Genomic DNA, 20212 nt, shown 5'->3' on the forward strand with positions numbered 1-20212 from the left:
CATCAACACGGTCGGTTGGCTGCCACCACGCGCCCTGGCCGCGGTGATCCGGATGACCTACGACCCGTACTCCATCGAGATGATCGACGCGCGCGGTGGCGCGGCGTCCGACCGGGCCGGCGGCCTCACGGGGCTGCCGTCGGGCATCGACCCGGCGATAGCCGGACCGGTGCGCACAGTCACCAGCTGGGACCACTACCGCACCGATTCCGGGTTCCACACCACCTACTGGATCAACGGCTGGCCGCGGGTGCCATCCCCGGCCGCGTTCCTCGCCCCGCTGCTCATGGAAACCACCTGCCGGCGGACGGTCTCCCTCGTCGTCGAACCGATGCCTGGCCGCAAGGCCGAGAAGGCGGTCAACCGCCGCCGGATGGCGCATCTGGGCGAACAGCAGATGCGCGACAAGGTCGGCAAGGTGACAACCCAACGTGACATGGCCGAAGCATCTGAGGTGGAACGCCGTGAGCAGGAGCTCATCGCCGGGTTCGGCGCGTTCCGCTTCCACGGGTTCGTGACGGTCTCCGCGGACGACCTCGACGGCCTGGCCGAGGCGTGCGGCGAGGCGGAGACGCTGGCGTCCCGCAGCCGCCTGGAGATGGTCCGTCTCGTCGGCGAACAGGACCAGGGGTTCAGTGTTGCCGCGCTGCCGCTGGCCGTGGGGGTGTCATGACACTGCACCGTTCAGGCGGGACCGGAAGCGACCGGGAGACCCGTCGTGAGCTCAGGGAACTGCAGCAGGCCGAACGTGAGGCGCAGCGCGGCGAACGGGCCGCCGCCCAGGCCGAACGGGCGGCGATCCGGCGGGCACGCATGGCGCTGCGCCGCGGCGAGCAACCGCCGCGGCTCGTCGGCCCGCACGCCGGCCGGACCTTCCACAGGCTCCGCCTGCCGTCCCACATGGAGACGACCGCGCAGATCGCCGGCATCTACCCGTTCGTCGTGGACGCCGGGCTCGACACCCCCGGCATGTACATCGGACGCCACGTCTGGTCCGGCGACTCCTTCGTCTTCGACGTGTTCGAGCTCTACCGCCAGCAGGTCATCGAGAACCCCAACTTCGCGGTCTTCGGCTCAGTCGGCTCACGCAAGTCGTCCCTGCTCAAGACACTGATCTCGCGGGGAGCCGCGTTCGGCTACCAGGCGGCCGTGCCCTGCGACCCGAAAGGCGAGTACACCCGACTGGCACGCCGGCTGGGCTGCGAGCCGACCTACATCGGCCCGGGGCTGTCCACCCGGCTCAATCCGCTGGACGCCCCGCCGCGACCGCCCGGCATGGCGGACGGCGACTGGTCCCGGGAGGTCAAACGGGCCCGATCGGCGCTGCTGTCCTCGCTGATCGAGACCGCGAAGGGCCTGCCGCTCACCCCGTCCGAACACACCGCCGTCGACCTTGCCCTCGACGTCGTGACCCGGCAGATCACCGGTGCCTCCACCGACCGGCAGGCGACCCCGCTGCTGCCGCACGTCCTGGACGCGATGACGAACCCGTCGGAGGCCGACTGCACAGGGCTGCCGGTGACCGCGACCGAACTGCGGGACTCCTCCCGAGACGCGACACTGACGCTGCGCCGGCTCACCCACGGCGCGCTCGGCGGGCTCTTCGACGGCCCGACCACCTCCCCGCTGGACTTCGACCGTCCGATCGCCGTGCTCAACCTCGAGCGGGTCCAAGGCTCCGACGAGATGATCGCACTGATCATGACGTGCGCACAGGCATGGATGGAAGCCGCGCTGATGCGCCAGGACGGCGTCCAGCGCTACGTCGTCTACGACGAGTGCTGGCGGCTGATGCGATTCGCGGGTCTGGTACGGCGGCTGTCCGCCCAGCAGAAACTTGCCCGCCAGTGGGGATGCGCGAACGCGATCGTCGCGCACCGGATCTCCGACCTGCTCTCGGCCTCCCCGGACTCCGTCGAGGTGGCCAAAGGCCTGCTCGCCGAGACTGCGATCCGCATCCTGTACAAACAGGCATCCGACCAGATCCCGGACACGCAGCGGGCGCTGGATCTGACCGACGTCGCCTCGGACATGCTGCCCCGGCTGGACCCCGGTTTCGCATTGTGGCTCATCGGGAATCGCGCGTTCTACGTCGAGCACATCGTCGGCGACCTGGAGATCCCGGTCGTTCTCAACGGCTCGAAGATGCACGGCGAAGTCGACAACGTCAACCTCGTCCCGGAGGATCTCGACCCCGACGTGCTGAACGACTACGACTACCGGGACCGGGTCGAGCACGATGTCACCGATGACGACGGCGACTACGCCAACTATGATCCAAGTGTCGGTCACCATGCGGACGGGTTTGCCATCGACACCCCGCTCCCGGGCCAGGACGGGGCTTCTCCCGAAGAGATGATGGACACCTTTCCCTACGGCCCACTTTCCCGAGAAATCTAGCCGGCCGAAGACCGCGCGATCTGTCACCCGTTCTCCGGGTCCCAGGGCCGGGACGGATCGATCGCCTTGAACTGATCGTCGCTATCACCCGTCTGCGGATTCGGCAAAACGGCCGGCGCTTCGATCGCGAGCAGCGCCCCTTGTTCGAGCGCTACCTCTTGTTGTTGTGTCGCTGACGGCATGGCCTGGCGAGCAGTGGACGCGACTCTGGGCAGGAGGATGATTCCGGGATTGCAATCGCCAAGTGCCGCCCGACGATCGCCCAGCGACGAATCGACCAGAACGAAAGCGGTTGGCGGGAGCTGCTGGATCTGCGTCGGCTCGACGCTGAACTCGTAGACACGTTGCAGGACCGCGCCATCCTGACGGGAATCGGTGGCCGACAGGCTCTCGGTATTCTGCCAGAACTCCGACTGGGATACCGAAACCGACCGGCTCCAGCCGCCCGACTTTCCGCCCTTCCCGCGCGAACCGCTTCTACCTTCGGTCTCGGAGACGGTAACGCTCCCCCCCGCGCTGGTGGACGTCCCCGTGGTGAGACTGCTGCCGACCTGCCGAGTAATCTGGGAGAACACGAACTTGTGTCCGCGGCCGACGAACTCGGCCGCGGCCTCGGCTTCCTTCGCGTTCCCCAGCTGCATGATGAGCGTGGCGCTGTCACCGGCACCGATCAGGCGTTCGGTACCCGCCCCGAGATGTTCGAAAAGATTCACAAGGCGAATTCCGGCGTTGGCTGCATACCGGGCCATGCCTTCCAACGCGGGCAGCCCCATCCGGTCCCCACCGGCAACTACCAGGACGTCCGGAGAAGGATCGCCACGGCGGCGGCGAAGCTGGTGCAGGACGATCTGGAACAACACCCGGTCAGCGAATTCCTTGCGGACGGTGGAGGTGTCGCGGCTCGACGTCGCTATGATCCGCAGCCCGTGCACCGGCCACCACGGCTGTGGTGTGGCGGTCGCCGCCGTTTCCTCCCGACCGGCCAACCGCTCCAGGGACGCCCGCAGGTACTGGATTTCATGCTGGGTTCTTTCGCTTTCGCCCCACGCACCCGCCCGGCCGGCGACGGCGCTCCTCTCCGCGGGCGAAAGGAGATCGGCGCCGTCATTCTGATCGCGTCCCTGCAGCACACGCAGGCCGGCAGCGAGCCGGCTGAAGGTCAGCGGTGCGTCCAGCCGGGTGGCAACGGCCGCGAGTATCTCGGCGTCAAGCACCCGAAGCGTCGGATCAGCACCCCCGCCGCGGCTCGTGTCAACGACGTCCGCGAGGAGCTCGGCAGCATCCTCGGGGTCGACACCGTGCAGAAGCCCAAGGCCACCGATATCGGCAGGAAGATCGTTCACTGTGACCGGAAACTCGGCGTCGACCGCAAGCTGCGCAATACCACCACCAATCCCACGCTCGCTGAAGTCGAGCAGGAGAATACCGCCGCCGGACGCCAGCGCCGAGGAGCCGATGGTCGCCAGCAGGCTCGCCCAGCCGTCACGGGTACCTCCGAAGACATCGACCCGATCCGCGGTCGGCCGAGGCGCGAGTGGGTGGAACAGCAGCGCAGCCTCCCGCCGGGCACGGTCAGCGACTTCGTGACTTTCCACCGCCGCCCGCCAACCCGCGGTAACGGACTGATACCTCTCCCACTCGATGTCACGATACCTTTGCCATTCAGTCTTTTCTCTGTTAATTTTTCTTTTAAGACGAATGATCTGATAAACAAGAAATCCAATCCATGCCACAGCAGTCAGAACCCAAGAAATCTCACCTCGAGCAAAGTATCCATATATCAAACCAATTATTAAAATAAAGCTAGGAATAATTAGATTTATAGGAAGTCTACGTATACGTTTTTCGAGGTCGTCCTCGTATTTTTTGGTGTCCGGCGGGGGCGGCTCGTTCCACACTGGCGGCTGGTCACGGTGGGGATGCGGATTCACGCCGGGGTCGACATATTCCCAACCCCATCGCTCCCCCGGGACGAACAACCGTCGGGCGAGTTCAGAACCGGTGTGTTCAGAACCGGACATCTGGCTTCATGGATTGCAGCTCCACCTTCTGACGACCGCGATCGCAACGTCCATACCGACTTTGTGCTGCCAAGGTCGACATGGTAAGCCAACCTACCATCGAGCACCATCTGTGACGTTGCCATGCAGTCGGCGCGGGCTTGCGCATGGCCGCTGCGCCACGCAGCCGTGCCCGGGACTCCGCTCAACCAGACCCCGCCTGCTCACCGATCCGGGTCCGACCGGCAGTTCGGGTCAGCTTCCGGCTCCGGCTCGTGAGCGGCTTGCAACCGCCGCGGCCGTGGCGGCGGCCGTACCGAGCAGGGCACAGCAGACACCTGCCGCGACAACCGGGACGTGCCGGCTCGACATAACCACTGTTCCATGGTGAGCCCGGTCCGGCGGAAGCGCTGTGTGAGTGTCCCGCCGGGGAGATACTCCAGCACCAGGGCACAGACCCGTTCCGGCGTACTGCCTGCGTCGACGGTCACCTCTTCGTCCGCGTACTCGTGAACCGTGACGATGTGCAGGTGGTTCAACCGGACCAGGGCGCGCCCTTCTTCGTTGAACCGGAACCGCATCTGCGGGTCGGCGGCGATCCGGTTCGACAGATGCTTGACGGCGACCGCCCGGTCAAGCTGTGGGTCCTCGGCCGTAGACGACACCGAACTCGCCGCGGCCAAGTTCGGCCCCCAACCTGTATCGCGGCAGGGCGGCTGCCAGCGCCCGCGGCGGCACGGATGGATCGATCGTCACGAAGGCCCATCCTGACGCAGGTCCTATTCGCGGCGGCAGGGAAAAAGGACGGGAGCGGCGGCGCGGGCAAGGGCTGGCGGTGGCCGTGTACCACCGCTACCCACGCCGCCGCTCCCGTATCGGCCCGACACCGGAAAGCCCTCCAGAGGGCTTCTGGCGGCGCGATCATTCCTCCTCCGCGCCGTCCCGGAGACCCCCCTCCCTGAGGTACTCAGGGGAACGGGCACCATCGGTGTCGGTTCACCCGGCGGCCGGGACACCGTCAGCCGGCGGCCGGGGAGTTGGGAACATGGCTCAAGGGGTGTTCGGAACTCGTTCGGACTACCTGTTCGGACCGCCGTTCGGGTCGTCCCCGTTCACCGATTGTGTCGGGGTTCGCGTTCGCTTCCGGTCAGGCCCCGGCGGTCAGCCAGGCATGGGTCACGGATCGGCGTGACAGCTGTCGAACCGACAGCTCCGGCAGGGGTGGCTCGTCCGGCTCAGCCCGTTCCTCGCAGGACACCGCGGTGTTCTGGACCCTTCCCCAGATGATGCTCCTGCATTCGTCGGCGCCTACCACAAGAGACGTCCGGGTATGCGGGTCGAACACCTCGACGTGCCCGTCGAAACCTGGTGCAAGAATCCTGAAGTGGCTCCACAGGTGTGCTGTATAGGTGTCCGCAAACTTGCCGAGAAGTTCTCCGTCGGCGTCCAGGACGAGTATTCTCTTACCCATTTCAACACCCTTCGCCTGTGTCCACACAATACTGGGTGACTGGCCTGGGAGAAGGCTACGACGGGCCCGCCGTGCGTGTCTATTCCTAATTTTCCGCTATTCCTGGAATGGTATTTTGGTGATGGCGGACACTCATTCCTCCGATGCCGGGTCATCGGGCTACCGGGCCACCGCGGAACTAGTTCGGGGTACGTTCGCCATCCCGGGACACATAACGGTGGGTGAACACCACAGCGGCCGGTAATCGACGCGCGGTATTCCGTCCCGGATGCAACAAGATGGCTCCGGTATCCCCTCCCGACCGGGAAGGCGGCTACCGGTAGTCCGGTCCGGCCCGAACCGGACTATTTGATCATATTGCGACGGTCGGCGGCATACATCTCCACGGAGCGCGCATGCTCATCCTGTTGCTGTCGGTACGGAGGCGAGCCCCACCCCGGCCCCTTCGGCAGAGCCTGTCTGATCGCCGACCATATCAGGGCTCTGCCCGACCTCCGGTGGATCGACACTTTCCGATCAAAGCCCGATCAAAACCCGGTGGAAGCCCGGTGGAAGCCCTGGTGAACCGGCACCGCGGATCGAGACGGACGACCAACGCCCCGTCCACCACTGTGCCCGACACCGCCGGGATCCGGATGGCCAAAGGGCCAGCTAAAGGACCAAAGGACCAGACGTCAGCGGCCCAGCATCCCCCGCAGTCTGGACATCGCCGGCCAGGTCGGCGCCGGCTCGTCCACCGGATACGGAGGGAAGGCCCGTTCGCCGACGTCCACCAGCATGGCGACGTCCAGGGGCTTCAACACGACACCGGCGGCGAGGATGTAGTCGGCGACCCCAGCCGCCGGCAGCAGCACGACACCGTCGAGCAGGGCGAGCCCGTGCGGCAGTTCGGCACGGGAGAACGCGACCACCGGCTGGGCCTGCAGCTGCCAGCCATCCGGGAGCTCTGCGACCAGATGGTTGGTGACCTCCTCGCCCATCCAGGTGACCAGGCCGAGCATGGCGCGCAACGGCACCTTACCGGCCCACAGCCCAGCCCGGTTCTGGCGCAGCGGCCCACGGTGAGCATCGGTCTCGACGACCCACGCCCCGGACGGGCCGATCACCAGATGATCGACATTGCCGGCGGAGTCCGCGAGAGCGCGGTCGTGCAGGACCGTGTAGCCGGCACGGACAAGGCGGTCAAGAGCACGGGCCGTGCGGCGCTCGGCCTCGGCGTCCTCCCGCCATGACTCGATCTCCGACGGGGACCGGAGGAAACGCGTCGCGGCGAGGGCGAGGACGACCAGGGCAACGCCCAGGACCGTCTGCACCGCTACCACCGTGGGCAGGCCCACCACAGCACCGGAGACACCGACCACGGTCGCCGCCACCGCGGCTGCCGTGGTCGCGGTCACAACCGCCCTTGTCAGACGATCTTTACGTTCGGCTACGTAAAGCTCCCTGCGGCGCAGGTACTCCGCCATGGCCGACCGTCCAGGCCACTGCCCTTCCGGCATCCCGGTCGTCACCACCTTCCGGTCGACCCATTTCCGGCCGACCGCTTCCGGCCGACCTGGCCTGCATGGCGCGAGACCCGTTACCTACGCCGTCGATGTGCCGACCGGTGCGGAACAGCCCCGTCCAGCCCCGTTCAGCCCTGTGCGGTTCCACGCGCGTCGCACACTGACCATCACCGAGTGTGCCGCGATGCGGTCACCGAGCGCCACAGCAAATCAACTATGCGACGGCCACCATTCCATAAAAATCGCAACAGCCGTCCAACATGACACATACTTCCACTCTGCCTCGACGCTGAACACACGTCCCCACCGAACTCCGGACGATGACCGAACTTTCCGGTGTGAGGGGGGTCGGGTGGTGGGCACAATCCGACAACGGCCCTTCCGTATGCGCCACACCGTTCGCATATCGGTAACTACCGGGCAACACCCTGCTGTGAGGGTCTGGTCGAAGGGCCGAGAAGGCCACGACGACGTAGTGAAAGCGGATCCACACAACCGACCCGCACCAACCAACATCGACCCGCACCGACCCGCGGCCAGCAACCCTGGCCGGTCCGGACCTGGAGGGTTCATGAAACGGACACAGGCAGGCATGCCAGCATCCGATCACTGTTGTACCGATGACGAGATCCGTGCCGACGGTGAGATCCGTGCCGATGACGAGATCCGTTCACCGGACGACGTCCATCGTTACGCGCACCTGACCTGCCTGACCGATCAGCCCGCCGGAGACGTCGGCATCGAGACCGAATGGTTCGTCGTCGACGTCACCTGCCCGTCGCGTCCGGTACCCCCCAGCCGCACGATGGCGGTGCTCGTCGGCAACCCGCCGCAGCAGGCACCGCGGGATGCATCACCGGACACGTCACCGGGCCCGGTGGAAGAGCTGGTCCTGCCAGGTGGAACCCGGATCACCTTCGAGCCCGGCGGCCAGCTCGAGCTGTCCGCTCCGCCCCTGCCCCTGCCGGACGCGCTGGCGCGGACCGCCACCGATCTCGCCGCGGTCCGGTCCGTGCTCACCGGCGCCGGACTCGCCCTGGTCGGGATGGGAACCGATCCGCTGCGGCCACCGCGACGCCAGCTTCACGCCCCCCGCTACGCGGCCATGGAGCAGTACTTCCGGACCAACGGCGGGAGGGCGGGCGAGGCGATGATGTGCTCGACCGCATCCGTCCAGGTCAACCTGGACGCGGGTACTCCAGCGCAGTGGACACGGCGCTTCGACCTGGCCCATGCCCTGGGGCCGGTGCTCGTGGCCATGTTCGCCGCGTCCCCAGTACTGGACGGGACGGCGACCGGATGCTGCTCCACCCGGCAGGCGCTGTGGGCCGACATCGACCCGACCCGGACCAGGCCGGTCGCGACCCCGCACCAACCGGATCCGGCGACAGCCTGGGCGGACTACCTGCTGGCCGCCCGGGTCATGCTGGTGCGGCTCCCCGGCGGTGACTTCCGGCTCGCCGGTGGCAGGTCGACGTTCGCCGACTGGGTGGCCGGTGACGGCCCGGTGGCGCGGCCACCGACAATCGCGGACCTGCGATACCACTCGACCACCGTGTTCCCGCCGGTGCGCCCGCGCGGCTGGCTGGAGCTGCGCTACCTCGACGCGGCACCGGCCGGCAACTGGCCGGTGGTGGTCGCGGTGACCACCGCCCTGCTGGACGACCCTCAGGCCGCGGACACAGCGGCCGACGCCTGCGTGCCCGTGGCCGGTCGGTGGGTGACCGCGGCCGCGCTGGGGCTACGCGACAGCGCGCTGCGCCAGGCGGCGCGGCGTTGCGCAGACGCGGCCCGCGACGCGCTGGGCCGGCTGGGAGCCGGCAGCGGCCTGCTCGCCGCTGTCAACACCTACATCGAGACCTATGTCGAGCCGGGTCGCTGCCCCGCTGATGATCTCGCCGACCGGCTGCCGGCCGGCGGGCCGCAGGGTCTGCTCCACGCCGAGATCAACGCCGAGATCAACGCCGAGATCAACGTCGAGGCCAGCACCGGCACCAACACCGAGATCAACGCCAGGGCCGACGCTGGAACCAACGCCGGCCGCGAGTATCCGACCACCCGGCCATGGGTGACAGCACGATGACCACACAACTGACCACCGATGAGATCGTCCGGGCACTCGCGGACAGCCGGGCGCGCAGCCTCGCCTACACCGACCTCGACGACACCGACCTCTGGTGCCAGCACTCGCCACTGATGTCACCGCTGGTCTGGGACCTTGCCCACATCGGCAACTATGAGGAGTCGTGGTTGCTGTGGGCGGTAGCGGGCAGACAACCGCTGCGCCCGGACATCGGCGACCTCTACGACGCGTTCCGCCATCCCCGGGCGGACCGACCGGCCCTGCCGCTGCTCGGCCCGGCACAGGCCCGGTCCTACGTCAGCGAGGTGCGTGGCCGTGTCCTGGACGTCCTGGAGCGGCTTGACCCGGACACACTGCTGTCGCTGTCCACCCAGCTGGTCAGCGACAGCGGGCCGTCCCCACGGATGACCGACATGGTCGGCGCTCCCGGCCCGCGGTCACGCGCGGCGCTGCTGGCCGGCGGGTTCGTCTACGGGCTGGTGATCCAGCACGAGCACCAGCACGACGAGACGATGCTGGCCACCCACCAGCTCCGGACGGGTTCCCCGATCATCGGTGACCGTGCTGTGCTGCCACCCGGACGGCCGGTACCGGCGGCGGAGATCCTGATACCGGCCGGCGAGTTCACGATGGGCACCAGCGGCGACACGGCCGGTACGGCATGGGCGTACGACAACGAACGTCCCGCCCACCGGGTGTACGTACCGGCGTTCTTCATCGACACGCTGCCCGTCTCCAACGCCGCGCATGCGGCGTTCATCGAGGCCGGCGGTTATCACGACGAACGCCTGTGGTCGGCCTCCGGTTGGGCATGGCGGTGCCGGGCGGACCTCACCGCCCCGCAGTTCTGGCGTCGCGACGGCAGCACCTGGATACGCCGGCGGTTCGGTCGGGACGAACCGGTCCCGATGGACGAACCCGTGCAGCATGTCTGCTGGTACGAGGCGCAGGCGCATGCGCGCTGGGCGGGCCGGCGGCTGCCCACCGAAGCCGAGTGGGAGAAGGCGTGCGCGCACGATCCCGTCACCGGGAGTTCGCGACGTTTTCCCTGGGGGGACAGTGAACCGACGCCGGCGCGGGCCAACCTGGGCCAGGCAGCTTCTCGCCCCGCGCCGCTGGGGGCGTATCCAGCCGGTGCGAGCGCTTACGGCGTGGAACAGATGATCGGTGACGTGTGGGAGTGGACGGCCGGGGATTTCATGGGTTATCCGGGTTTCAAGTCGTTTCCCTACCGCGAGTACAGCGAGGTGTTCTTCTCACGCGTGACCGGCGCTGCGAGTGGGGTGTCGAGCGATCCGGCCCCGGCACCCGGCCGCACGTCGTCCGCCGAGAGCGCCGGGTCCGCCGAGACAGCCGGGTTCACCGGGTTCAAGGTGCTGCGCGGTGGCTCCTGGGCCACGCATCACAGCGCCGTCCGGGCGACCTTTCGCAACTGGGACCATGCGATCCGTCGTCAGATCTTCGCCGGTTTCCGGCTCGCGCGCGACGCCTGAGAAACCCGGGAAACCGCGACGGGGGAGAAACACAGCGGGCCAACGGGGGCGAAGGTGGCGCTATCGTGCTCCTTTCGCGTCCACTACCGAGAAGGAGGGATGATTTCGGTTGTGTCGCCATACGGCATGGCTCGGGACACCACGGACGCTGACGTCACTCCTGCATGATCCTCCGCACAGCCTGCTGCGCCAGGCGTGGGAACCGCGGCGGATGCTGCACGGCAGAATCAACGCCGACGGCTTCGGGGCCGGGTGGTACGTCCCCGAGATCCGGAGGGAGCCGGCCCGCTACCGTCGCGCGGTTCCCATCTGGACCGACGCCTCGTTCGCCTCCCTTGCGGGCGTGATCAGCTCAGGTTGCGTGCTGGCCGCGGTCCGCAACGCCACCGTCGGCATGCCTGTCGAGGAGACGTCGACCGCTCCGTACACCGACGGCCGGCATCTGCTCAGCCATAACGGACGGGTGGACCTCACAGTGCCGATGCGCATGCTCAGGGGAGTGAGGGGAACGCCGGTGCCCGACTCACGCTGCGACTCGGCGCTGCTGGCCGCCGTGGTGTGGCAGCGGCTGGCCGCGGGCACGCACCTTGCCGACGCTGTCGCGGACGTCGTCGTCGCGGCGGGCAGCAGGGACGGCGCGGCCCGTCTCAACCTTTTGGTAACCAACGGATCGCAAATAGTAGCAACAACCTGGGGTGAAACCCTGTCGTACCGAGTATCCGTTGCCGGCGAGGACGTCGGGGTCGAGGTGGCCAGCGAGCCCAGCGATGACGGAGATGGATGGATTGACCTCGATGATCGTAGATTGCTCGTAGCCGACACACGCAATGTAATCATTAGTAGTTTGATCTAGAATTCAGTTACTCTCGGTTGCATAAAAGCTCCCGGAGGTTGCAGCCCATGACAGCGTCCAGTGCCGATCTCACCGGCGTCGGTTCCACCAGGGGCGATCTCGACCCGAGAATCGTCTTCGATCGGCATCTCACCGCATCCGACCGGACCACGGCATTGACCAGGGACGTCGGTGCCGGGCTCGCATCGAATCCGAAGGAACTACCGCCCAAGTGGTTCTACGACGCCAACGGGAGCATGCTCTTCGACGCCATCACCCGGCTGCCCGAGTACTATCCCACCCGAGCCGAACGGACAATCCTGGCCAGCCGCGTCCACGAGATCGCCGTGATGTCGCGGGCGGACACCCTCGTCGAGCTCGGTTCCGGAACCTCGGCCAAGACCCGCCTGCTGCTCGACGCGCTGCACCGCAGCGGCCACCTGCGCAGATTCGTCCCGTTCGACGTGGACGAGTCCGTGCTTTCACGTGCCGCAACCGCAATCCGGCACGAATATCCGGCGGTGAGCGTGCACGCGATCGTCGGTGACTTCGAGCGCCACCTCGACCTGCTGCCCGACGCCAACCGCCGCCTGATCGTGTTTCTCGGTGGAACGATCGGCAATCTCGTGCCCGAGGCACGGCATGCATTCCTGGCCGGCATGCGCACCCGGCTGAAAGACGGCGACATGCTGCTGCTGGGCTGTGACCTGGTCAAGGATCCGGGCAGGCTGGTAGCCGCCTACGACGACAGCGCCGGCGTCACGGCCGCGTTCAACCGCAACGTCCTGTCGGTCATCAATCACGAACTCGACGCCGACTTCGACCTGCGGGGGTTCGCCCACGTGGCCCGGTGGGACGCCGAGAACTCCTGGATCGAGATGCGCCTGCGCTCCGTCCGCGACCAGCAGGTCCGCATCGGCGCCCTGGGCCTGTCAGTGCTCTTCGCCGAGAACGAGCAGATGCGCACCGAGATCAGTGCCAAGTTCACCAGGGACAGCCTGGCCGCCGAGTTCGCCGCCGCGGACCTGGCCATGGTCCGCTGGTGGACCGATCCCGCCGGCGACTTCGGGCTCTCCCTGTCCGTCCCCGCCTGATCCCTCAGGGAAGGTCCTCCGCGCCGGGTAGGCAGGCCAGAGAGGCAGGCGGACGGGCGGGCCCAGGCCCAGGGGGCTCTCCAGGCGAGCGGGCCGGCCGGTCAGCCGCCGGCCAGGGACACGTCACGGGCGGCACCGGTGGACGCCGAGGTCGCCATCGCCGCATAGGCCCGCAATGCGGCCGATACCGGACGCCGGCGCTCCTTCGGCCGGTAGCCACCGGAGGTCTCCAGCTCGGCCCGCCGCACGGCGAGTTCCTCGGCGTCCACCAGCAGATCCAGCCTGCGGGACGGGATGTCGATCTCGATGATGTCACCGTCGCGGACGAGCGCGATCGCGCCGCCGTGCGCGGCCTCGGGGGACACATGGCCGATGGACAGCCCCGCCGACCCACCGGAGAACCGGCCGTCGGTGACCAACGCGCACCGCGGGCCAAGACCGCGGGCTTTGAGGAACGTCGTCGGGTACAGCATCTCCTGCATCCCGGGACCGCCACGCGGACCCTCATAGCGGATGACCAGCACGTCACCGGGGGTGACCCGCTTCGACAGGATCGCCTCCACCGCCTCCTCCTGGCTTTCCAGCACCAGCGCGGGGCCGCGGAAGGTCAGCCGGCCGGCTTCCACCCCGGCGGTCTTGAGCACAGCGCCGTCCGGCGCGAGCGACCCGCGCAGCACCGCGAGGCCGCCGTCGGCGGAATAGGCATGCGCGACGTCGCGGATGCAGCCGGAGACGGCGTCGGTGTCCAGCGACTCCCACCGGGACGTGGACGAGAACGGTTCGATCGTGCGCACGCCACCCGGCGCGGCGTGGAAGAGTTCCACCGCCTCCGGCGCCGGGTGCGGCCGGCGGACGTCCCAGTGGGTGAGGAACTCCTCCAGGTTCGCGGCATGCACCGTGTGGACGTCGTGGCGCAGCAGACCGGCCCGGTCGAGCTCGCCGAGGATGGCCGGGATGCCACCGGCGCGGTGGACGTCCTCCATGTGGTACTCCGAGCTCGGCGCCACCTTGCACAGGCACGGCACCGTCCGGGAGATCTCGTCGATGTCGTCGAGGGTGACCTCCACCCCGGCCTCGACCGCGGCGGCCAGCAGGTGCAGCACGGTGTTGGTCGAACCGCCCATGGCCACGTCCACGGCGAAGGCGTTGAGGAAGGCCGAACGGTTCGCGATCGAGCGCGGCAGTACCGCGTCGTCGTCCTTGTCGTACCAGCGCTTCGCAAGATCCACCACTGTTCGTCCGGCCCGGACGAACAGGTCACGCCGGGCTGCGGATGTGGCGAGCGTGGAACCGTTGCCGGGCAGCGCGAGCCCGAGCGCCTCGGTCAGGCAGTTCATCGAGTTGGCGGTGAACATGCCGGAGCAGGACCCGCAGGTGGGGCAGGCGGAGCGTTCGACCGCGTCCAGCTCGGCGTCACCGACCGTGGTGTCGACGGAGGCGGCAATGGCGGAGATGAGGTCCAGCCCCGAGCGGACCACACCCTCGGTGATGACCGCCCGACCGGACTCCATCGCCCCGCCGGAGACGAACACGGTCGGGATGTTCAGCCGCAGGGCCGCGAGCAGCATCCCAGGAGTGATCTTGTCGCAGTTCGAGATGCAGACGAGCGCGTCCGCGCAGTGCGCGTTCACCATGTACTCGACGCTGTCGGCGATGATCTCGCGGGACGGCAGCGAGTAGAGCATGCCGCCGTGACCCATGGCGATGCCGTCGTCGACCGCGATCGTGTGGAACTCCCGCCCCACGCCGCCAGCCTCGGCGACCGCGTCCGACACGATCCGGCCAAGATCGCGCAGGTGCACATGACCAGGCACGAACTCGGTGAAACTGTTCGCGATCGCCACGATCGGCTTGCCGAAGTCGTTGTCGGTCATGCCGGTGGCGCGCCACAGCGCGCGGGCGCCGGCCATGTTGCGACCATGGGTGGTGGTACGGGAACGCAGAACAGGCATCAGGCAATCCTCGTGGCGATCGATCGGCGCGGCCGTGGGCCACGCCGGGCTCCGGGCACACTCGCGCCAAGCGTCAACCCGCCCGCCGCGCCCTACCCGTCCGCTCCAAGCCTAACGCCCGTCGTATTCGAAGCCGCGCGGACCGCCGCGGCTCCGCCGCCACCGGTGCCACCGGTGCCACTGGCGCCGGAGCAGCCACACGACCGCGAAGGACGCGGCTGTTCCCAGCAGTGGTGCCACATCATGATCACGAGGGCTGGTCATGTACTCGACGGCTCCGCCAGGCCGCTCGACCCGTTGACTCGTCCGCGTCCCGATCGCGAACAGGAACAGGCTCAGGACGGCGATGATCGCGTAGCCCGTCCGGAAAAGGGTGTGGACACCGACCCGGCGGCGCGTGACAGCCTCGCGGAACAGTATCGCCGGGACCATCCAGCCCAGGAAGCCGAAGACGGTCGCGAACACCGGTGCGAAGAAGAAGTAGTGGGCAAAGGTGCTCACGACAGGTCGGTCACGTGCTCCACGCTCGGCGGTTGCGCGAAGAAGGAGCCCAGCGCCGCGCGCCAGCGGGTGAACCGGTCGGACCCGCGGAAGTTCACCAGGTGCGCGTCAAGATTCTCCCACTCGACCAGCAGGATGAACCGGGACGGCGCCTCCACCCCACGGGTCATCCGCGCCGACCGGAAGCCGGGGCAGGTGGCGAGCTCGGTGACGACCGAACGGTAGGCGTCGGCGAACTTCTCCTCCTCGCCGGGCACGACGTCGAAACGGGCGACTTCCAGCACCGGCGAGCCCTGGGTGCCGTCCTCGGGAACGGTCATGGGCACAAGTCTGGCATGCGCGATCCAACCGCGGCCCGGACGGATCCCGCCCGTCTCCTCGCGAGCTGATCGATCCCTTCCCGAACCGTCTCCTCACGTGCGCATCCGACCGTCCGTGATCCGAAACGTGGTCTGCTCCCGGGCGTCTGGCTCTCCTCCGCGCGCGCCCGACCGCCCGGGGCCGGGCCGTTCCCGGCCCCGGGCAGGAAGGAGAATTGCTTTGTGTTCAGACCTGCTTTTTCAGAATCTGCTGTTTCTCCTCGGCTTCTCCTCGGCACAGCAGGGAGTCTGTCCGTCCGGCACCGAATCCGGTCGCTGCCGGCGGAACCGGCGCCGACCGAACCGGTGCCTCCATCTCGGCGGGATCACCGCCACAGCGCCCCGGCGCAGTCGCAGGCCCGCCAGCATGGTGATACTCACTGAAACGCTCTGCGTGACATCGTCCGATCCGAACACCGCGGCGGCGATGGATGCAAGACCCGCGAAGCCGACTGTCACGATCGCGAGGAAGGCTGCGAACATCAGCCTGCCACTGACGAGCGCGATCCCGCTGAGCACCAAGCCGAGCAGAATTATCGTGTGGGCGGACGGCAACGTGATCGGCTGGTCGGCATCCGCCAGCGCCGCCACCGCGACAAACATCGGGGTCGTCATCACGCCTCCCGCCGCCGGTGCGGGGCGGCAATGCGGATCGGGAAGCTGGATACCAAGCAGTTACCTGCCTGGAACAGTGGATGCGGGAGAAGGACTATTGTCGAGGACGGTCCGTTCTCCCACCGGGGCAAACCGGGGTGCGGGTCAAGCTGGGTCGGCTCGGCGGGAGGGTGCGCCAACACCCTCCCGCCGACCGCGTCAGGCAAGCTGCCCGACCTGGTCGTTCTTTCTGAATAGATGATCATTTTTGCCTTTCCACGTCTTTCGGAAACCGTCTTCTGCGGCTGCGGAGGCCCGGCGTCACAACCGCCGCCTCTGTCCGCGCCAGCCCGGCCGAAGAACGCGAGACCATGGTTTCTCTCGCGTGCTCAAGGGCCCCGATGGACCCAAAGATGACGAAAAGCGGCCCACCTCGATGATCAGGTGAATCCGCTCACTGGGGTGCTCCGGAGCGCCCCTGCGCCATGCGCACAGCAGAAGTAGCTCAGCAGCCGGCGGCCCTCGGATGCACCTGTGGACCCGTGCCTGATCAGGCCAGGACATCGACCTCGCGGCTTGCGGGCTCTGCCTCATAGCGCCACATCCTTGAGAAGGAGGGGCCGCCTCGCTGCGGCGAGATGACTCCACTATGCATAACAAGCTGTGGTAGCGCAAGAACTATTCGACAAAGATCGAATAATTCAGAATCTGTCAATCAACCCACTGGGACGGACATGCTGTCGACCTTGATTGCCCGGCCTGCCCCGGGGCCGCCCCAAACCCATGCCAGTACAGCGGTGGTGCCAGTGGCCTGGTTAAATACTGGTCAGCCTCCACAAGGGGCAAGCCATCCGTTCGATACTCCGGTCGGCCAGCTCACCCGCATAGCCGACAGCTCGACGAGCATAGACGACCCGCCAGTGGCCCAGGGGACCCAGCAGCCTGGGTTCCCGGACCTCTCAGATCGATTCCCGGGCCCTGGGCGCGAAAAACATGATCATGAAAGCTTTGGCCCGCTGGATACCGAGTCGTCTCGCCATATTCATCACCCGACCAGGAGCCGCCGTGAGTACCAACACACCAGGTATCGTTCTCGCTACATCTTGCGACTATTCGGGCAGTTGTCCGACCGTCTACCAGGACGACCCCGATACCGTCCTGGTGCAGGGATACGTGGTCGACTCCGTTCACGCGGTGCCGGACGGCGAATCCATGGTCCGCATCCCGGCGGCGCTCCTCCGCCAGGCCGCCCAGGCGCTGCAGCCCTGACCGGTTGCGGCCCGAGCGGACCGGCGACACAGCCGCTGCGGCGGTGCGAACGTCATCCGTCACCGCACCGCCGTCATCCCGGCAACTCAGGGACATAGGCCTCCCGGGCCTGCAGACCGACTCGGAAGGGTGCGACATGAAGAACCTCCCGGACGACGCGTCAGCCCGAGTAGCAGGAACACAACTGGGGGCCGAACTCGCGGGTCTGCGGCACCGGCATCGGCTCAGCGGCCAGGAGCTCGCGGGTCGGACGGGGATGAGCCAGTCCAAGATTTCACGGATAGAGACAGGCTCGGTCACACCCAGCCCCGACGACGTCGAAGCCATCGTGCGTGCGCTCGACGAGCCGGAGAATGTGGTTCTGCAGTACCGGCAGGCCGCCGAGCGCCTCGGGCCCGGCACCGGGCCCGTCATCGACCCCAGCCCTTACATCGGCCGTTTCCAGCCCGAGTACCTCGAGCATGAGGCTGCCGCACAGGTTGTCCGCTTCTTCCAGCCGACCCTCGTGCCTGGCCTGCTGCAGACGAGTGAATACGCACAGGCAATCATCCTGCGTTTCTGCGAGCTGTTCGACATTGACTACCTTGCCGACGGCGCGGGTGCGGTCGCCCTGCGGATGGAACGGCAGAAGATTCTGTACGACGAAAAGCGGACCTTCTATTTCGTGCTGTTGGAGTCGGTGCTCGGCTATCCGGTGGCGGCGCCCGCTGCCATGATCGCCCAAATTGACCGCATCAGGGAACTCGCAACCAACCGACCGAACATCACCATCGCCTTAGTTCCCAGTGGGACCGAGCTCGTGGTGCCACCATCCAGCAGCATAGAAATATTCGACGAAAGCCGCGCGCTGACCGAGACGATGCTGTCCGTGGTGTCGCACAAGAGCCCCGGAACCGTCCAGATCCTACTTCGGATCTTCGCCGAGTTCGAGAGCAAGGCGACCACGGAGATCGACCCGATTCTCGAGCGCCATCGCCGAGCCTACATCGAGCAAATCGTGTCCGAGCAACGCTGACCGCGCAACCCGATCACATACGTTCCATAGTCATTGGAGCACCGGTCACTCCGTGATAGCGCCATTCCAGTCGACGAGCTGGACGATGATGCCGTTCGGGTCGCGGACCTGGAATGCCCGTTCGCCCCACTCCTCAGCGGTGAGAGGCATGGTGATGGCCACGCCCTCGGCCTGTAGCCGGGCCAGTTCACCCTCAAGGTCGTCGACGACGAACGCGAGTATCAGGCCGGTTGCATGGTTGTCGCGCTGGTCGTCCGGCAACGTCGGCAGCCCACAGCGAAGGAAGACGACGTTCATGCCGGCGTCGTCACGCGTGAGCGAGGCGAATCCGTCGGTTGCCATCTCCTGACGGAAGCCGAAGTGCTCGACGAGGAACGCGGCGGACGCGTCCACGTCCTCGACGTTCAGCGACACCGCAGACGAAGTGATCTTCATATTTGCTCCTGGATCAGTACGATCAACACCGTACACCGTACACCGTACTGTATACGGCATACGAGACGCATAATGTTCACATGAGCAGCGCACGCAGCAGCGCCGGCGATCCAGCCCGAACTCTTGCCCTGCTCTGGCGTGACCACACCGTCGTGCCCCGTCGGGGCCCAAGCCGCGGCCTGAGCCTCGACGCTGTCGTGGCCGCTGCCATCGAGATAGCCGACAAGGACGGCCTCGATGCGGTCACGATGCGGCAGCTGGCCCGAAAGCTCGACGTAGCTGCCATGACTTTGTACACGTACGTTCCCGGCAAGGCCGAACTGCTCGACCTGATGCTCGACGCGGCCTACGCCGCCATGCCCCGAAGCGCCACGGCCGGACAGCCGTGGCAGAAGCGACTCATCGCCGTCGCCGACGAAAACCGGGCCATGTACCGCGCACATCCATGGGCGAACACGGTGTCCACGATTCGACCGCCCCTCGGTCCCGGACAGATGGCCAAGTACGAGCATGAGCTGTCCGCTCTCGACAACCTCGGCCTGACCGACATCGAGATGGACGACTGCCTGACCTATCTGCTCACCTTCGTCCAGGCCTGTGCTCGTGCCGAGACGTCAGTGCGCGACATACAGCGAGAAAGCGGCATGAACGACGAGCAGTGGTGGGCAGCAGCCGGCCCGTTACTCAGCCGGGTCATGGACGAAAAAAAATATCCACTCGCCACCCGCGTCGGTACAGCGGCCGGGACCGCACACGGGAGTGCCCACAACGCCGACCACGCATACCAGTTCGGTCTACAGCGCGTACTCGACGCATTGAGCGTTCTCATCGACAAAACACCCTGACGCCCTTATTTCATCGTGGGCCTGTTCGTGGCCACCCGGGCCGTTGCACTGCGGCGGGCAACCAACAATCAACTCCACCCAGTTGCCTGATCGTCCGCCGCCCCACCGAAACCGCAAGGACCGAGCAGAGCGCAACAAGGCTGCGTGCGCTGGCCGTAGCCTCGCTGGCGACGGAGCTGTCACGTTGTCAGTAGGTCAAAGCGATGGTAATGGCCGTCTGGATTGGGGAATGCCGACAGCACTGCTTCTACTCGCCATACCAGCCGGGATTCGCCCGGTCCCACCGCGGATCCGTGAGGCAACGCCGGCGTCAGCGAGAGCGGCACTCGTAGTGCCCCGAGCCGGCCGGGTCATCACGCGGGTG

18 protein-coding genes are annotated in these 20212 nt (G+C 67.0%); 9 read left to right on the forward strand and 9 right to left on the reverse strand.

Going from position 1 to position 20212, the window contains the following annotated elements; genetic code table 11:
* Together CV1CTNOD_RS23875 and CV1CTNOD_RS23880 are read left to right on the forward strand one after the other, a co-directional pair.
* Window positions 1-673: SCO6880 family protein (locus CV1CTNOD_RS23875; protein ID WP_347402985.1), on the forward strand; the 673-nt coding region annotated here is incomplete at its 5' end.
* Window positions 670-2400 carry a conjugal transfer protein TraC gene (locus CV1CTNOD_RS23880; RefSeq protein ID WP_131788185.1) on the forward strand — a complete coding sequence of 577 codons (1731 nt, stop codon included), beginning with the start codon at window positions 670-672 and terminating at the stop codon, window positions 2398-2400. The genes CV1CTNOD_RS23875 and CV1CTNOD_RS23880, both read left to right, overlap by 4 nt.
* Window positions 2401-2423: 23 nt before the next feature.
* On the opposite strand, the gene CV1CTNOD_RS23885 is transcribed toward CV1CTNOD_RS23880, so the two are convergent.
* The 4 genes from CV1CTNOD_RS23885 to CV1CTNOD_RS23900 form a co-directional block, all read right to left on the reverse strand.
* Complete coding sequence (locus CV1CTNOD_RS23885) at window positions 2424-3995, reverse strand: hypothetical protein (RefSeq protein ID WP_131788186.1); 1572 nt, start codon at window positions 3993-3995, stop codon at window positions 2424-2426.
* A 629-nt stretch (window positions 3996-4624) separates the two neighbouring features.
* Window positions 4625-5083: a hypothetical protein gene (locus CV1CTNOD_RS23890; protein ID WP_165485700.1), complete on the reverse strand. Its 459-nt coding sequence runs from the start codon at window positions 5081-5083 to the stop codon at window positions 4625-4627.
* A 464-nt stretch (window positions 5084-5547) separates the two neighbouring features.
* Window positions 5548-5871 carry a hypothetical protein gene (locus CV1CTNOD_RS23895; protein ID WP_131768928.1) on the reverse strand — a complete coding sequence of 108 codons (324 nt, stop codon included), beginning with the start codon at window positions 5869-5871 and terminating at the stop codon, window positions 5548-5550.
* Window positions 5872-6545: 674 nt separating this feature from the next.
* Entirely contained in the window at window positions 6546-7337 is a 792-nt protein-coding gene (locus tag CV1CTNOD_RS23900; RefSeq protein WP_131788246.1) for a nuclease-related domain-containing protein, read from the reverse strand.
* A 631-nt stretch (window positions 7338-7968) separates the two neighbouring features.
* Between CV1CTNOD_RS23900 and egtA the strand changes: the two genes are divergently transcribed.
* The 4 genes from egtA (at window position 7969) to egtD (ending at window position 12878) form a co-directional block, all read left to right on the forward strand.
* On the forward strand, window positions 7969-9459 hold the full coding sequence (egtA, locus tag CV1CTNOD_RS23905) for an ergothioneine biosynthesis glutamate--cysteine ligase EgtA (protein ID WP_242606982.1): 1491 nt from the start codon (window positions 7969-7971) through the stop codon (window positions 9457-9459).
* Window positions 9456-10952 carry an ergothioneine biosynthesis protein EgtB gene (egtB, locus tag CV1CTNOD_RS23910; protein WP_242606983.1) on the forward strand — a complete coding sequence of 499 codons (1497 nt, stop codon included), beginning with the start codon at window positions 9456-9458 and terminating at the stop codon, window positions 10950-10952. Before egtA ends, egtB begins: the two co-directional genes overlap by 4 nt.
* A 109-nt stretch (window positions 10953-11061) precedes the next feature.
* Complete coding sequence (gene egtC, locus CV1CTNOD_RS23915; RefSeq protein ID WP_131788190.1) at window positions 11062-11805, forward strand: ergothioneine biosynthesis protein EgtC; 744 nt, start codon at window positions 11062-11064, stop codon at window positions 11803-11805.
* A gap of 47 nt (window positions 11806-11852) precedes the next feature.
* Window positions 11853-12878 (forward strand): L-histidine N(alpha)-methyltransferase, encoded by a 1026-nt coding sequence (gene egtD / locus CV1CTNOD_RS23920; protein WP_131788191.1) that lies wholly within the window; start codon window positions 11853-11855, stop codon window positions 12876-12878.
* A gap of 101 nt (window positions 12879-12979) precedes the next feature.
* Here egtD and ilvD read toward each other — a convergent pair whose 3' ends face one another.
* The 4 genes from ilvD to CV1CTNOD_RS23940 all read right to left on the reverse strand — a co-directional run bounded on the left by ilvD (window position 12980) and on the right by CV1CTNOD_RS23940 (window position 16305).
* The gene (gene ilvD, locus CV1CTNOD_RS23925) at window positions 12980-14830 is read right to left on the reverse strand and encodes a dihydroxy-acid dehydratase (protein ID WP_131788192.1); all 1851 of its coding nucleotides are present in this window, start codon (window positions 14828-14830) and stop codon (window positions 12980-12982) included.
* A gap of 111 nt (window positions 14831-14941) precedes the next feature.
* Window positions 14942-15331 (reverse strand): hypothetical protein, encoded by a 390-nt coding sequence (locus tag CV1CTNOD_RS23930; RefSeq protein WP_131788193.1) that lies wholly within the window; start codon window positions 15329-15331, stop codon window positions 14942-14944.
* Window positions 15328-15651, reverse strand: coding sequence for an antibiotic biosynthesis monooxygenase family protein (locus tag CV1CTNOD_RS23935; RefSeq protein WP_131788194.1), 324 nt, complete (start codon window positions 15649-15651; stop codon window positions 15328-15330). The genes CV1CTNOD_RS23930 and CV1CTNOD_RS23935 overlap by 4 nt, the downstream gene beginning before the upstream one ends.
* Window positions 15652-15891: 240 nt before the next feature.
* Window positions 15892-16305, reverse strand: a complete 414-nt coding sequence (locus CV1CTNOD_RS23940) for a hypothetical protein (protein WP_131788195.1) — start codon at window positions 16303-16305, stop codon at window positions 15892-15894.
* Between the two features lie 1044 nt (window positions 16306-17349).
* On the opposite strand from CV1CTNOD_RS23940, the gene CV1CTNOD_RS23945 reads away from it, so the two are divergent.
* Both CV1CTNOD_RS23945 and CV1CTNOD_RS23950 read left to right on the forward strand, forming a co-directional pair.
* Window positions 17350-17553: a hypothetical protein gene (locus CV1CTNOD_RS23945; protein WP_242606984.1), complete on the forward strand. Its 204-nt coding sequence runs from the start codon at window positions 17350-17352 to the stop codon at window positions 17551-17553.
* A gap of 136 nt (window positions 17554-17689) precedes the next feature.
* Window positions 17690-18568 carry a helix-turn-helix domain-containing protein gene (locus CV1CTNOD_RS23950; RefSeq protein WP_131788196.1) on the forward strand — a complete coding sequence of 293 codons (879 nt, stop codon included), beginning with the start codon at window positions 17690-17692 and terminating at the stop codon, window positions 18566-18568.
* A gap of 45 nt (window positions 18569-18613) precedes the next feature.
* Here the strand turns inward: CV1CTNOD_RS23950 and CV1CTNOD_RS23955 are convergent, their stop codons facing one another.
* Window positions 18614-19003, reverse strand: coding sequence for a VOC family protein (locus tag CV1CTNOD_RS23955; RefSeq protein WP_131788197.1), 390 nt, complete (start codon window positions 19001-19003; stop codon window positions 18614-18616).
* A gap of 80 nt (window positions 19004-19083) precedes the next feature.
* Between CV1CTNOD_RS23955 and CV1CTNOD_RS23960 the strand changes: the two genes are divergently transcribed.
* Window positions 19084-19848 carry a TetR/AcrR family transcriptional regulator gene (locus tag CV1CTNOD_RS23960; RefSeq protein ID WP_131788198.1) on the forward strand — a complete coding sequence of 255 codons (765 nt, stop codon included), beginning with the start codon at window positions 19084-19086 and terminating at the stop codon, window positions 19846-19848.
* The last annotated feature ends 364 nt before the right edge of the window (window positions 19849-20212 follow it).

It is taken from the genome of Protofrankia symbiont of Coriaria ruscifolia (genome assembly GCF_900634745.1).
Lineage (GTDB): Bacteria > Actinomycetota > Actinomycetes > Frankiales > Frankiaceae > Protofrankia > Protofrankia californiensis.